12 protein-coding genes and 1 riboswitch are annotated in these 13,301 nt (G+C 72.4%); of the genes, 5 read left to right on the top strand and 7 right to left on the bottom strand.

Going from position 1 to position 13,301, the window contains the following annotated elements; translation table 11 throughout:
* Nucleotides 1-12: 12 nt before the first annotated feature.
* A complete protein-coding gene (gene purF, locus ACZ466_RS23545) occupies nt 13-1,470 on the bottom strand; it encodes an amidophosphoribosyltransferase (protein WP_378286117.1) in 1,458 nt (485 codons plus the stop codon).
* Nucleotides 1,471-1,717: 247 nt separating this feature from the next.
* Here purF and ACZ466_RS23540 point away from each other — a divergent pair, with 247 nt between their 5' ends.
* Nucleotides 1,718-2,101, top strand: a complete 384-nt coding sequence (locus tag ACZ466_RS23540; protein ID WP_378286116.1) for a hypothetical protein — start codon at nt 1,718-1,720, stop codon at nt 2,099-2,101.
* A 4-nt stretch (nt 2,102-2,105) separates the two neighbouring features.
* On the opposite strand, the gene ACZ466_RS23535 is transcribed toward ACZ466_RS23540, so the two are convergent.
* Complete coding sequence (locus tag ACZ466_RS23535) at nt 2,106-2,741, bottom strand: LamG domain-containing protein (protein WP_378286115.1); 636 nt, start codon at nt 2,739-2,741, stop codon at nt 2,106-2,108.
* 83 nt (nt 2,742-2,824) lie between these two features.
* Nucleotides 2,825-3,268, bottom strand: a complete 444-nt coding sequence (locus tag ACZ466_RS23530; RefSeq protein ID WP_378286114.1) for a sterol carrier family protein — start codon at nt 3,266-3,268, stop codon at nt 2,825-2,827.
* Between the two features lie 278 nt (nt 3,269-3,546).
* Here ACZ466_RS23530 and ACZ466_RS23525 point away from each other — a divergent pair, with 278 nt between their 5' ends.
* The 3 genes from ACZ466_RS23525 to ACZ466_RS23515 all read left to right on the top strand — a co-directional run bounded on the left by ACZ466_RS23525 (nt 3,547) and on the right by ACZ466_RS23515 (nt 7,953).
* Nucleotides 3,547-5,373 (top strand): serine/threonine protein kinase, encoded by a 1,827-nt coding sequence (locus tag ACZ466_RS23525; RefSeq protein ID WP_378286113.1) that lies wholly within the window; start codon nt 3,547-3,549, stop codon nt 5,371-5,373.
* 147 nt (nt 5,374-5,520) lie between these two features.
* Nucleotides 5,521-6,690: a S8 family peptidase gene (locus ACZ466_RS23520; protein WP_378286112.1), complete on the top strand. Its 1,170-nt coding sequence runs from the start codon at nt 5,521-5,523 to the stop codon at nt 6,688-6,690.
* A 138-nt stretch (nt 6,691-6,828) separates the two neighbouring features.
* Nucleotides 6,829-7,005: riboswitch (cyclic di-AMP (ydaO/yuaA leader) on the top strand.
* 3 nt (nt 7,006-7,008) lie between these two features.
* Nucleotides 7,009-7,953: a coiled-coil domain-containing protein gene (locus ACZ466_RS23515; RefSeq protein ID WP_378286111.1), complete on the top strand. Its 945-nt coding sequence runs from the start codon at nt 7,009-7,011 to the stop codon at nt 7,951-7,953.
* A 917-nt stretch (nt 7,954-8,870) separates the two neighbouring features.
* On the opposite strand, the gene ACZ466_RS23510 is transcribed toward ACZ466_RS23515, so the two are convergent.
* Nucleotides 8,871-9,092 (bottom strand): hypothetical protein, encoded by a 222-nt coding sequence (locus ACZ466_RS23510; protein WP_378286110.1) that lies wholly within the window; start codon nt 9,090-9,092, stop codon nt 8,871-8,873.
* Nucleotides 9,093-9,171: 79 nt separating this feature from the next.
* Here ACZ466_RS23510 and ACZ466_RS23505 point away from each other — a divergent pair, with 79 nt between their 5' ends.
* A complete protein-coding gene (locus tag ACZ466_RS23505; RefSeq protein WP_378286109.1) occupies nt 9,172-9,681 on the top strand; it encodes a DUF2199 domain-containing protein in 510 nt (169 codons plus the stop codon).
* A gap of 26 nt (nt 9,682-9,707) precedes the next feature.
* Here the strand turns inward: ACZ466_RS23505 and ACZ466_RS23500 are convergent, their stop codons facing one another.
* From ACZ466_RS23500 to purL, 3 genes are all read right to left on the bottom strand, one after another.
* Nucleotides 9,708-10,181 (bottom strand): OsmC family protein, encoded by a 474-nt coding sequence (locus ACZ466_RS23500; RefSeq protein WP_378286108.1) that lies wholly within the window; start codon nt 10,179-10,181, stop codon nt 9,708-9,710.
* Between the two features lie 19 nt (nt 10,182-10,200).
* On the bottom strand, nt 10,201-10,476 hold the full coding sequence (locus ACZ466_RS23495; RefSeq protein WP_378286107.1) for a hypothetical protein: 276 nt from the start codon (nt 10,474-10,476) through the stop codon (nt 10,201-10,203).
* A gap of 116 nt (nt 10,477-10,592) precedes the next feature.
* Nucleotides 10,593-12,794 carry a phosphoribosylformylglycinamidine synthase subunit PurL gene (purL, locus tag ACZ466_RS23490; RefSeq protein ID WP_378286211.1) on the bottom strand — a complete coding sequence of 734 codons (2,202 nt, stop codon included), beginning with the start codon at nt 12,792-12,794 and terminating at the stop codon, nt 10,593-10,595.
* Between the last annotated feature and the right edge of the window lie 507 nt (nt 12,795-13,301).

Here is a 13,301-nt window from a genome sequence, read left to right as displayed (position 1 = left end):
CTTCCTTGGTGTTCACGTTCTGGACGGCTCCAGGAGGTGCTTGCCCCGCGCGCCCTCGTCGACCGGGATCGGGTACTTCCCGTCGAAGCAGGCCCGGCACAGGTTGTCCTTGGGGATCTGGGAGGCGGCGATCAGCTCGTCCAGCGAGATGTAGCCGAGCGAGTCGGCGCCGAGGGAGTCGCGGATCTCCTCGACCGACAGGTTCCCGGCGATCAGCTCGGCGCGGCTGGCGAAGTCGATGCCGTAGAAGCACGGCCAGGCCACCGGCGGGCTGGAGATCCGCACATGGACCTCGGCGGCCCCGGCGTCCCGCAGCATCCCCACGATGGCGCGCTGGGTGTTGCCGCGGACGATCGAGTCGTCCACCACGATCAGCCGCTTCCCCTCGATCGCCTCGCGCAGCGGGTTGAGCTTGAGGCGGATGCCGAGCTGGCGGATGGTCTGGGACGGCTGGATGAACGTGCGGCCGACGTAGGAGTTCTTCACCAGCCCCTGCCCGTAGGGGATCCCGGACGCCTCGGCGTAGCCGATCGCGGCCGGGGTGCCCGACTCGGGCGTCGGGATGACCAGGTCGGCCTCGACCGGGTGCTCGCGGGCCAGCCGCCGGCCCACCTCGACCCGGGTCGCCTGGACGCTGCGGCCCGCGATGGTGGTGTCGGGACGGGCCAGGTAGACGTACTCGAACAGGCAGCCCTTGGGCCGCGGCTCGGCGAACCGCTCGGACCGGACGCCGCCGCCGTCGATCGCGATCAGCTCGCCGGGCTCGATCTCCCGGACGAACCGGGCGCCGACGATGTCGAGGGCGGCGGTCTCGGACGCGACGACCCAGCCGACGTCCTCGAAGCGGCCCAGCACCAGCGGCCGGATGCCCTCGGGGTCGCGGGCGGCGTACAGGGTGCCCTCGTTCATGAAGACCAGGGAGTAGGCGCCGCGCACGACCGGGAGGATCTCGCGGGCGGCCGCCATCGGGTCGCCGCCGGGGTGGGTGGCCAGCAGCGCGGTCAGGACCTCGGTGTCGGTGCTGGCGGTCAGCACCCCGGGGTCGAGCCGGGCGGCCAGGTCGGGGGTGTTGATCAGGTTGCCGTTGTGGGTGAGGGCCAGCCCGCCCGCGTCGGTCGAGCGGAACGTGGGCTGGGCGTTCTCCCAGGTCGGGGAGCCGGTCGTGGAGTAGCGGCAGTGGCCGACGGCCAGGTGGCCGCGCAGCGTGTTCAGCACGGATTCGTCGAAGACCTGGGCGACCAGGCCCATGTCCTTGAAGACGACGATGCGGGAGCCGTCGCTGACGGCGATGCCCGCGGACTCCTGGCCGCGGTGCTGCAGCGCGTACAGGCCGTAGTAGGTGAGCTTGCTCACTTCGGCGCGGCCCGCCTCGGCAGGCGGCACCCAGACGCCGAACACCCCGCAGGCGTCCTGTGGGGGGCGGTCAGAGGGATCGATGTCGTGGCTCAAACGTCCATCACCGAGAGGCACGCCCGCCAGTCTAGATGCCCGCCTCACCTGCTCCGATCGGCGGATCTCCTGGAAGGACCTTTACCCGGCGGTACGGGGCCGCGGCGACCGGGCGCGCCACCCTTGACCCGGACGTCCGCCGCGGGGACGCGGACGTCCACGACGGGAGATCACGGGAGCGCGCATGACGACGCCGGGGAGCCGGCCCTACCCGCCACCGCCGCCGCGGCAGGGACCGCCTCCGAAGCCGCGCGGCAGGGGCCCGGCGGTGACCTCGCTCGTGCTCGGGCTGCTGTCCGTGCCGACGCTGCTGATCTGCGGGCTGGGGATCCTGCTGGCGCTGGCGGGGCTGGTGGTGGGGATCATCGCCCTGGTCCAGGCCCGGTCCAGGGCGTCCGCCGCGTGGGCGCCGCCGGACGCGTGGCCGCCGCCCGCGACCGGCCCTGGGGCGCCGGGACGCCGGGGCGTGATCGTGATGGCGGTGGTCGGGATCGCGGCGTCGGTGGCGACGCTCGGCCTGACCGCCTGGCTGGTGATCAAGGTGGCGGGGTGCGGGAATCCGGCCCGGTACCCCGACGACGCGGCCCGCCAGCGCTGTGTGGAGCGGGAGTTCCCCTTCACCCGGGCCGCGACCGATCCCGCGGCCCCGTAGAAGGTCAGGACGGGGGGCGGGCCAGGGCCTGGACGGTGCCGGCGTCCAGCGCCGAGGCGTACACCCGCAGATCGTCGAGCAGTCCCGTGAAGCCGGGGCGGTCGGGCTGGCCGCCCAGGTAGATCGGCCCGTACGGCGGCACCACCTCGTGCTCCAGCGGGACGCCCACGTCGAGCCGCCCGTCAATGTAGAGGTACATGCCGTCGGCGTCCGCGACGAACGCCACATGCGTCCACTCACCCACCCGCAGGGACGTGCGGCTGTCGACGTAGTCGGGGCCCTTGGCGGTGAACACCTGCCCGCGGACCCGCATCGCGTCCGGGTAGAGCCACATGCCGACGCCGCGGGCGTCGTTCTCGCCCACCGGCTTGTAGAGCAGGCCGCGCCACTCGCCGTCCGGGGGCGCGGTCACGTTCACGAAAAAGGCCAGCGCGAACCCGAACACCTGGCTGAGAACGAGCTGCGGCGCGGCGGGGATCACGGCCTGCGCGCGCCCGTCGAACGCCAGCGCCTCGCCGTCCCGGCCCGGGACGACCCGGACCGACTCGTCCAGCACGACGGCGGGCGCGGCGCCCTGGACGTCGGCCGCGCTCCGGCCGTCGATGGTGTCGATGTCGAAGATCCAGCGTGCGATGAGCATGGCATCGCCTCTCCGTGCCGTCCCCCGGAGCGGTCGTGGGTCCGCCGTCCACGCTGGCAGCGCCGGGCCGCCGGGACAACCCCTCAGGCGGCGGGCGGCAGCGGGAGGTGGCCGGAGAGGTCCGCGCGGGCGCCGCTGGCGCGGATGCGCCCGGACTTGAGGGCCTCGTCCCAGGTCAGGCGGCCGGTGGCCAGGGCGATCCAGGTGGGTGCGTCCATCTCGACCACGTTTGGGGGGGTTCCACGGGTATGGTGCGGCCCGTCGATGCATTGCACGGCGGCGTACGGGGGCACCCGGACCTCCACCGACCGTCCCGGCGAGAGTTCGGCGAGCCGGTCCAGCAGGAAGCGCACGGCCCCCCTCAGGACCGGCCGGGCCGGCTCGGCGCCCGCGTCGCGGGCGGCCAGCACGGCCTCCAGCGCGGACCTGCGCAGGTCCGCGGGCTCGTCGGACCCGGCGTGCGGCGGCAGGCCGAGCGCGCCGCGCTGCTCGTCCAGCACGGCACGGGAGAGAGGTGTTCGCGACATCGGCACCGACGCTACCGTTCCCCCCGGTGCGGCGGCGTGGCCGAACCCCCGGGAGACCGCTCCCGGGCGCTCCTGTCCGTCACGGCCCGGCTCCCGCCGGTCACCGCCCGGCATCCGCCGGTCACGGTACTGCCGCCGCGACGGTCACGGTACGGCCGCCACGGCATCGGCACGCTCGCGCAGCCGGTAGAAAGGGACCGCGCCGGCCGGGGGCGAGGACGGTTTCGGGGGGCCGGCCGGGGAGGGATCCCCGGCGGGATGACACGGAGGTTGTGTAGATGGCCGAGGCGCTGCCCCTGCAGCCCGGTGACCCTCGCGGACTCGGCGAGTACGAGATCACCGGCCGGCTCGGCGTCGGCGAGCACGGCGCCGTCTTCCTGGGCCGGGACCGCTCCGGCCGGAAGGTCGCGATCAAGCTGCTCCACCTGCGGCTGAGCGGCGAGCCCGCCGCCCGCGACCGGTTCGCCGGGTCGTTCGCCGCCGCCCGCAAGGTCTCCGGCTTCTGCGTGGCCGGGATCCTGGACGCCGACGTCGAGGGCGGCCGGCCGTACGTGGTGAGCGAGTGGGTCGACGGCCCCTCCCTGCTCCAGCTGGTGGCCGAGGAGGGCCCGCGCGGCGACGCCGTGGCCGAGCGGCTCGCGGTCGGCACCGCGGTCGCGCTGGCCGCCATCCACCGCGCCGGCGCGGTGCACCACGACTTCAAGCCCGCCAACGTCCTGCTCGGCCGGGACGGACCCCGCGTGAGCGACGTGGCCGTCACGCCCGCGCTGGACGCGGTGGACGCCGCCCCCAACGGCCGGGTCTCCGACGACCCGTCCTACAAGGCGCCCGAACAGCTCAGCGGCATCGACATCGGCCCGGCCGCCGACGTGTTCGCCTGGGGCGCCACGCTGCTGTACGCGGTGACCGCGCGCCCGCCGTTCGGGGACGACGCGCCCACCGAGGTCATGCAGCGGATCATGTACGACGACCCGGACCTGAGCGCGTTCCCGGAATACCTGCGGGGCATCGTCGCCGAAGCCCTGGCCAAGGACCCCGCCGGGCGCCCGACCCCGGCCGGGCTCCTCGAACGGCTGCTGGACGAGTCCGGCCCGCTGGCCGAGCGGATGCCGGAGGGCCTGGTCGCCGAGGGACGGGCGCTGGCACGCGGCACCACACCCCCGCAACCGCAACCGCAGACCGCCCCCGCCGCCCCCGCCGCCCCACCGGCCGCGCCGCCCCCGCCTCAGCCGCCGGAGCGGCCGTCGAGCACCGCGCCGGCGTCGTTCGGGCAGGGAGCGCAAACGGGCGGGGACGGGTCGTCCAGCGGGGACCCGTGGCCGCCGGAGGAGCCCGCCGAACTCACCCGCGTGGACTTCCCGCTGCCGTTGCAGAGCGCCGCCGTCCCGCCCGCGAACGCGCCGGTGCACGAGGACGCCGCCACGCAGGCCATCCCGTCCGTCCACCCGCGGCCGCAGCCGCCCGCCCAGGCGGATCCGGCCGACCGGACCGAGCCGACGCCGCACCTCATCCCCGGCATGGGCGCCTCCCGCGACGAGGACGAGCGGAACTCCACGGCGGTCCTGTCGCTGCCGCCCGAGGAGCCGCGCCGCGGCGTCCCCGGCGCCCTGGACCGGCTGACCCGGCTGCGCCCCGGCAACCACCTGCTCGGCGTGGCGCTCTCGCTGACGATCGGGGTGCTGGTCGGCGTCGCGATCATCGCGCTGGTGCTGCTGCCGCAGTGGCGGGACGACGCCGGCGGCTCGCCCGGACCCGGGGCCGCGCCGCCCGACGACCGTCCGGTGAGCGCCGTCCCCGACGGGTTCTCCGGAACGTGGAAGGGCACAGCGGTCAATCCCTCCCGGGGCGCCTCGTTCCCGATCGAGGTGACGTTCACGGCGGGCGAGAAGACCGCCAAGGCCGTGTACCCGCGGAGCCACTGCACCGGGACGCTCACCCTCACCGAGGGGACGAACCGGCAGCTCACCATGGCGCTGGCCATTCCGAAGCCGTGCACGAACGGCACCGTGCAGGTCAGCCGGCAGCCGGACGGCACCCTCCAGTACGCCTGGAGCACGCCCGGCCAGCCGCAGCTCGGATACCAGGGAAAGCTCACCCGCGGCTGACCCGTGCCACCTCCGGCCGGAATGCCGATTTAAGCGTGATTTAAGGGCTCTTTTCGCAGGAGATCCATTAAGGTACCTCCGGGCCGATCGATCATCTCGGCCACCCGCGGGCACCGCGTACGGTCCCGCCGGAGAGAAGGAGAACTCTTGCGGACTGTCCACCGAAGGGTCCTCGTCGTCGGCGCGGCCGCCTCGTGCGTCACCGCCGCCGGCGTCCTGCCCGCCTCCGCAGCCCCCGGGGCGGGTGAGCCGGTCACCGTCACCGCGGCGCGGGGCACCCCGCTGCCGGGCCGGTACATCGTCACGCTGAAGTCCGGGGCGTCCACCGCCTCGGCGGCCCAGCGGGTCCGCGCCACCTCCGTCAAGCGCTTCGACGGGGTGCTGAACGGCTTCGCCGCCAAGCTGAGCACCGCGCAGCTGGACAAGCTGCGCCGCGACCCGGCGGTGGCCGCGATCGAGCACGACCAGGTCGTCAAGCTCGTCGCCACGCAGAGCAACCCCACCTGGGGCCTGGACCGCATCGACGAGCGCCCCCTGCCGCTGTCGAAGTCCTACACCTACACCTCGACCGGCACCGGCGTGAACGCCTACGTGATCGACACCGGGCTGGCGCACAGCCACCCCGAGTTCGGCGGCCGGGCCAAGACGGTCTGGGTCGCGCCGGAGTTCAACGGCGACGGCTGGGACCACAACGGGCACGGGACGCACGTGGCCGGCACCATCGGCGCCAAGACCTGGGGCGTGGCCAAGAACGTCAACGTGCGCGGCCTGCGGGTGCTGGACGCCGACGGCTTCGGCTCGGTGTCGACCATCGTCCAGGCCGTCCAGTGGGTGCAGCAGAACGCCGCCAAGCCCGCCGTGGCCAACCTGTCGATCGGCGGCCCCAAGTCGGCGGCGCTCAACACGGCCGTGCAGCAGCTGTCGCAGTCGGGCGTCTTCGTCTCGGTGGCGGCGGGCAACGAGAACCAGAACGCCTGCAACACCTCGCCGTCCAGCGCGGGCTGGGTGATGTCGGTCGGCGCGACCACGATCTACGACAACCGGGCCACCTGGTCGAACCACGGCTCGTGCGTCGACATCTTCGCGCCCGGCTACGGGATCACCTCGGCCTGGCCCGGCGGCGGCAAGTCGACGATCTCCGGCACGTCGATGGCTGCACCGCACGTGAGCGGGGTCGCGGCGCTCTACCTGGCCGGCAACCGCGGGGCCACGTTCCCGCAGGTGCAGAAATGGCTGAACGACAACTCAACAAAGGGAAAGATCGGACGGCTGCCGTCCGGGACCGCCAACCGGCTCCTCTACAAAGCGGGTCTGTGAGCCCGGTCACGTAGGATGGCCCGGCCATCGAGCCATCCCAGGTGCCGCTGGGGTTTAATCTTGGCGAGGATCTTACAGTTCGTTGGCATCCGGCCGCCGAGCCGCCCGTTTCGGGCGGGGCGGCGGCCGGCCACGCCGAGTCCCGCGGCGCTACCCCGCCCGGGAGCCGGGGACCCACAGCCATCAGGTCCGGGGGCGCGCCCCCGGACCAGACCGGCCGGGGTGAATTCACCACCCGTGACCGCGGGCGGTGATAGGGCTGACTCCCGGCCCGAATCCGTCAGCTAACCCGGTAGGCGATCGAGGAGAGGAGAGGACGTGGAGGAGACCCCCAACTCCACCCGCCGCTGGCCCGCCCGGCTACGGCGTCCCGCCTTGGCACTCGCGGCGCTCGCCGGTGCCCTGCCGCTCGCCGCGGGCACCGCGCCCCCCGCTCAGGCCGAGCCCGGCGACGCGGGCCGCATCCGCAAGCTGAACGCCCAGATCGAGAAGCTCGACAAGGCGTACGGCGGCGACCTGGCGAAGCTGAAGGACACCCGGTACAGCGTCAAGGTGGCCCTGGACAAGACCAAGGTGCTCAGCAAGGACCTCCAGACCGCCCGCGGCCTGGTCGCCCAGCTCGCCGCCAACCAGTACATGACGGGCGGCGCCGATCCCTCGGTCAACGTCCTCTCCAGCGACGACCCCTCCAACGCGCTCAGCAACCTCAGCCTGGTCAGCCACGTGGCGCAGAACCAGTCCGCCCAGGTGCAGCAGATCCAGAAGCTGGTGAACGAGCAGGAGAAGTCCAAGCGCGAGGCCGAGCAGAAGATCAAGGAGCTCGAGAAGGAGATCCGCGACCTGGTCAAGGAGAAGGCCAGGATCAAGGCGCTGGTCAAGAAGTACAAGCCGGAGTCGCCCAGCGTCGGCATGGGCGGGGTCACCCCCCGCATGCTCAAGGCCAAGAACAGCATCGACATCGAGTTCGGACCGTTCCCCACCATCGGCTGCTTCCGCGGCGGCGTCGACGCCCAGGACCACGCCACCGGCCAGGCCTGCGACTTCATGGTCAGCACGGGCGGCTCGATGCCCTCGGCCAACGGCCGCGCCCAGGGCGACCAGACCGCCGCGTACGCCATCGCCAACGCCAGCAGGCTCGGCATCAAGTACGTGATCTGGCGCCAGCGCATCTACGACATGCGCAGCCCCGGCTGGCGCAGCATGGAGAACCGCGGCGGCACCACCGCCAACCACTTCGACCACGTCCACATCTCGGTCTTCTAGACCGGGGGCGCAGGTCATGCGCTCGCCTTGCGCATCAGGTGCGTGTACGTCCGGATGTCGACGCCGCGTTCGAGTAGGACGCCGGCGAAGCGCGTGGTACCCGTTCTCGCGCATCGACGGCACACCGGCCCGCTCAAGGACCGGTTTCCAGGCCTCAGTACGGCTGATCGGCGTGCGCTGACGAGTCGTGAAGACCAGCCGCGCCGTGACGGGCTTATCGTCCGGGACCCGCCAAGGCAGGGTCAAAGGAATCGGCCATCATTTCGCCGTCTCGCTTGGGCGCTCGCGCCGCTTTCTAGGAGGCTGTGCCATCACCCGGCACCCATGGTGCAGTGCGAGTCGATGGTGTCAGGTGTTGAAAGCCATGACGTAGACGGTCAGGGTGCTGGGGTCGGATGTGTCGATGACCACTTGGCGCACGGGTGCCTCTTGTTCAGGGTCGATGGGGTCGTGGATGCCTTCAAAGTGTGAAAGCTGATCCAGATGCCAGCCCAGGTTGTCGCCGGAGCCGGGTTGGATCGCCGACAGGCCGGGCTTGGGCCTGGGAAGGCCGCTGCCGTGCAGGAAACGCTGTCGGATAGACGCGGAAGTCTAGAACTTCGGCACATAGCCCAGGTTCATTCGCCTCCGGCGGGGGCCTCTGACTCTGGGAAGCCCATTCCGCGCCCGTGACGGTCGTTGCGGGATGGCCGCTTATCTATCAGGTAGACGCTAACCATCGCGCGGCCGCCGGCCGGCCCTCCGGCGAACGGCGGTCACGTGGTGCGCGCCGCCGGAGCTCGAAGCGACGAGGCAGATGGCCCAGTCCGCACCCCGGGTCCCACCCTTTACCGTGCGGACGACCCCGCCGCCGCGAACAAGATAGCGAGTACCGCGCCTCCGGCGGGCCTCCGGCTCTGGGACCGCACCCCGCGCGGCTAGGAGGCCCCGGCGGGGTCGGCGGGGTGGAAGTAGACGGTCGCGCTCACCCACGGCCCGTCCTCGGTGATCTCCTCGTGCAGGATGAGGTCCTGCACCTTGACCGGGCCCAGTTCCTCGATGGAGTCGGCGACCCTCCGCAGCAGCGCGGGCACGTCACCCTGGTCCCGCCCCTTCGGATTCGCCTGGGAGAAGTGCCGGATCGTCCATGAGGGCGTCATCCGGCGATGATGCCAGGTTCCGCGATCAGTCGGTCGTGAGCGCGGGCCGGCGGCGGCCCGACCGAATAGGCTCCCCTGCATGTCCAGCCATGTCGGATTCGTGCGTTCCTGCTGCGGCGAGAAGCACGACGAGTTGCCCCAGCACTACTCCTCCGAGGCGCCGGCGTACTGGTCCGAGGAAATCGCCGCGCACCCCGACAGCGAACTCACCTCCGACCAGTGCGTGATCAATGGAGAGCACCTGTTCGTGAAGGGCCTGATCGAGATCCCCATCATCGGCGGGGACGTCTTCTCCTGGGCCGCCTGGGTGTCGCTCAGCCCGCAGAACTTCGCCCGCATGAGCGAACTGTGGGAGAGCCCGGGCCGTGAGAACGAGCCGCCCTACTTCGGATGGCTGGCCACAGAACTGTTCCTCTACGACCAGAGCACGCTGAACCTGAAGACCCACGTCCACACGCGACCGGTGGGCCGGCGTCCCTCCATCGAGCTCGAGCCCACCGACCATCCGCTGGCCGTCGAGCAGCGGACCGGCATAAGCACGGAGCGCCTGCAGTGGTTCGCCGAACAGCTGATGCACCCCGAGGCGTGAGGTTCGGTGGCACGTGATCGGGGGCGTCAGGCGGTCGCTGTCTCGACGGTGGGTTCGTGGCGGACCTTGAAGTTGACCGAGTTGGCGATGAAGCACATCCGGTGGGCGCGTTCGTGCAGTTCGGGCGTGAGCGCGGCCTGGTCCGCGGTGGCCACGGTGACCTTCGGCCGCAGGACGACCTCCTCGAAGTGGCCGCCGTCGCGGGTCTCGACCATGGTGCCGTGCGGGCGGTCGGTGTACCCGGTGACGATCACCCCGGCGCCGACGCACAGGTGCAGGAACCACAGCATGTGGCACTGCGACAGCGAGGCCACCAGGAGTTCCTCGGGGTTCCAGCGCTCGGGGTCGCCGCGGAGCGCGGGGTCGGAGGACGCCGGAATGACCGGTTTGCCGTCCGCGGTGAGTTCGTGGGCGCGGTCGAAGTCGCGATAACCGCTGGTACCGGTGCCGCGGTCGCCCGTCCAGGTGACATCGAGTTCGTAATGATGGGTCCTGGCCATGTTCGTCCCCTCCGGTTCGCTAGGCGCTCAGCCTCTGCTTCAGGGACCGCCACGTCTTCCGCACGAGCCAGACCAGCGCGATGAAGAGGAAGAATGAGAGCGGCGCCGGTGTGAAGGGCATGTCGAAGACGACGACCGCGGCGAAGCAGAAGAGGAACCACAGCCCGCCGATGAGCGGGAGCAGAGCCTCTTTGACCTGCCTGCGGTGCGTGGATCCGCGCAGGGACCACAGCGCCCAGGAGGTCGCCGCCACCCCGACCACGCCTATCAATGCGATCTGCAGACCGGCCCACATGACGACCCCCTGCGGAGATCATCCCTAGTGGTGGCCGCCGCGACAAGGGGCGGCGTGGAAGACGCGGCCTGGAAAGACCGAACGGGCGCCCGGGGTGGGCGCCCGTTCGGCGGCGGTCAGCCGGCGTAGCTGGGGAGGGTGCGCTCGTGGGCGTCGCGGAGTTCCACGAGCGGAATGGAGAACAGCTCCTGGGCCTCGCCGTCGGAGCCGAGGGTGGAGATGTCCAGGGAGTCGCCGCCGATGACGCCGAGCTGGGAGACCGGGACGCCCGCGGCCTCGCACAGCTGGACGATGCGGCCCTCGCCGCCGGGACGGATGGCGACCACGGTGCGGGCGACCGACTCGCTGAACAGCGAGACGAACGCGTCCCCGCGCAGGGTGATCTTGGCGCCGAGGCCGCCGCGCAGGCAGGACTCCACCAGCGCCTGCGACAGCCCGCCGTCGGACACGTCGTGCGCGGCCGTCAGCAGGCCCTCGCGGGCCGCGTTGACCAGGACCGAGGCCAGGGCGCGCTCGGCGGCCAGGTCGACCAGGGGCGGCAGGCCGCCCAGGTGGCCGTAGACCACGTGCGCCCATTCGGAGCCGCCGAACTCCTCGCGGGTCTCGCCCAGGAGGGCGAGGGTGGCGCCGTCGGAGGTGAACGACATGTTCACGTGGCGGCGCACGTCGTCGTGGACGCCCAGCACGCCGATGACCGGCGTCGGGTTGATCGGCGTGCTGCCGGTCTGGTTGTAGAAGCTGACGTTGCCGCCGGTGACCGGGACGCCCAGGTACTGGCAGGCGTCGGCCAGGCCCTCGACCGCGCGGGCGAACTGCCACATCACGCCCGGGTCCTCGGGGGAGCCGAAGTTCAGGCAGTTGGTGACCGCGAGGGGGCGGGCGCCGGTGGCGGCCACGTTGCGGAACGCCTCCGACAGCGCGAGCTGCGCGCCCGCGTACGGGTCGAGCCGGGTGTAGCGGCCGTTGCCGTCCAGGGAGAGCGCGATGCCCAGGCCGGACTCGTCGTCGATCCGCACCACGCCCGCGTCCTCGGGCATGGCCATGACCGTGTTGCCCAGGACGTACCGGTCGTACTGCGAGGTCACCCAGGTCTTGCTCGCCAGGTTGGGCGAGCCGGCCAACCACAGGACGGTGCGGCGGATCTCGTCGGCGTTGGACGGCCGGGTCAGCCGCCCCGGGGTGTCGGACTGGAGGGAGCCCAGGTCGGCCGGGGGCTCGTAGGGCCGCTGGTAGACCGGGCCCTCGTCGGCGGCGGTGGTCGGCGGGATGTCGACGATCGTCTCGCCGCGCCAGGTCATGACCAGGCGGCCGGTGTCGGTGACCGCGCCGATCGTGGTCGCCGGGATCTCCCACCTGGCGCAGATCTCCAGGAAGCGGTCGACCTTGCCCGGCTCGACCACCGCCATCATGCGCTCCTGCGACTCGCTCATGAGGATCTCCTCAGGGCGCAGCGTCGCGTCGCGCAGCGGGACGGAGTCGAGCTCGACGTGCATGCCGCCGGTGCCGGCCGCGGCCAGCTCGGTGGTCGCGCACGACACCCCGGCCGCGCCGAGGTCCTGGATGCCCACGACGAGGTCCTCGCGGAACAGCTCCAGGCAGCACTCGATCAGCAGCTTCTCCATGAACGGGTCGCCGACCTGCACGCTGGGCCGCTTGGCCTGCGACTCCTCGTCGAAGGTCGCCGACGCCAGCACCGAGGCGCCGCCGATGCCGTCCGGGCCGGTGCCGGCACCGAACAGGATCACCCGGTTGCCCGGGCCGGGCGCCACCGCCCGCTTGATGTCCTCGTGCTTCATCACGCCCACGCACAGCGCGTTGACGAGGGGGTTCTGCGCGTAGCACTCGTCGAAGACGGTCTCACCGCCGATGTTGGGCAGGCCGAGCGAGTTGCCGTACCCGCCGACCCCGGCCACCACGCCCGGCAGCACCCGCTGGGTGTCGGGGGCGTCGGCCGGGCCGAACCGCAGCGAGTCCATCACCGCGATCGGCCGCGCGCCCATCGACATGATGTCGCGCACGATCCCGCCGACCCCGGTCGCCGCGCCCTGGTACGGCTCGACGTAGGAGGGGTGGTTGTGCGACTCCACCTTGAAGGTGACCGCCCAGCCCTGGCCCACGTCGACGACGCCGGCGTTCTCGCCCATCCCGACCAGCAGCGCGTCGGTCTGCGGCGCCTTGTCGCCGAACTGCCGCAGGTGCACCTTGGAACTCTTGTACGAGCAGTGCTCGCTCCACATCACCGAGTAGATCGCCAGCTCGGCCGAGGTGGGACGGCGGCCCAGGATGTCGCGGACCCGCCGGTACTCCTCCTCCTTCATGCCCAGCTCGGCGTACGGGAGCGGGCGGTCGGGGGTGGAGGCGGCGATCGCGACGGTGTCGGTCGGGGCCTCGGGACGCCGCACGGCGGGCTGAGGGCCCGTCTGAGAGACGACGGGCTGGGGGCCGGTCTGCGACACCGCCGACTGGGGCCCGGTGTCGGACACGGCCCGCTGGGGCCCGGTGTCCGACACGACGAGCGGCGGGCCGGTCTCGGTCGTGGGAACGCCGGGGGCGGGGGCGGGCTGCTCGGCGGGCTCGTCCTGCCGCCCGGACTCCGCCGCCGGGGCCTCAGGGGCCGTGACCGCCGGATCGGCGGGGGCGCGGTCCTCCTCCGATGCCCCGGGGAGCCCGGCGTCGCCGAGCCGCTCGAGGATCTCCGCGGCGGTCGCCGGTGCGGGCGCCTCGGCGGCGACCGGGGCGGCGAGCGGCTCGGGAGCGGTCTGCTCGGGCTCCCGGTCGCCGTCGTCCGCGCGGGTCTCGGCGGGGTCGGCGTCCTCGGCGGGGGC

Source organism: Actinomadura rugatobispora (assembly GCF_055379765.1).
Note: the sequence above shows the minus strand (reverse complement) of the source record. Positions and strands in the feature narration are given on the sequence as shown.

Coding starts and splice junctions, on each gene's coding strand:
- ACZ466_RS23535 (WP_378286115.1), bottom strand. CDS start 2,741: ATGCTCATCGCACGCTGGATCTTCGACATCGACACCATCGACGGCCGG.
- ACZ466_RS23530 (WP_378286114.1), bottom strand. CDS start 3,268: ATGTCGCGAACACCTCTCTCCCGTGCCGTGCTGGACGAGCAGCGCGGC.
- ACZ466_RS23495 (WP_378286107.1), bottom strand. CDS start 10,476: ATGTGGGCCGGTCTGCAGATCGCATTGATAGGCGTGGTCGGGGTGGCG.
- ACZ466_RS23505 (WP_378286109.1), top strand. CDS start 9,172: ATGTCCAGCCATGTCGGATTCGTGCGTTCCTGCTGCGGCGAGAAGCAC.
- ACZ466_RS23525 (WP_378286113.1), top strand. CDS start 3,547: ATGGCCGAGGCGCTGCCCCTGCAGCCCGGTGACCCTCGCGGACTCGGC.
- ACZ466_RS23500 (WP_378286108.1), bottom strand. CDS start 10,181: ATGGCCAGGACCCATCATTACGAACTCGATGTCACCTGGACGGGCGAC.
- purL (WP_378286211.1), bottom strand. CDS start 12,794: ATGAAGGAGGAGGAGTACCGGCGGGTCCGCGACATCCTGGGCCGCCGT.
- ACZ466_RS23510 (WP_378286110.1), bottom strand. CDS start 9,092: ATGACGCCCTCATGGACGATCCGGCACTTCTCCCAGGCGAATCCGAAG.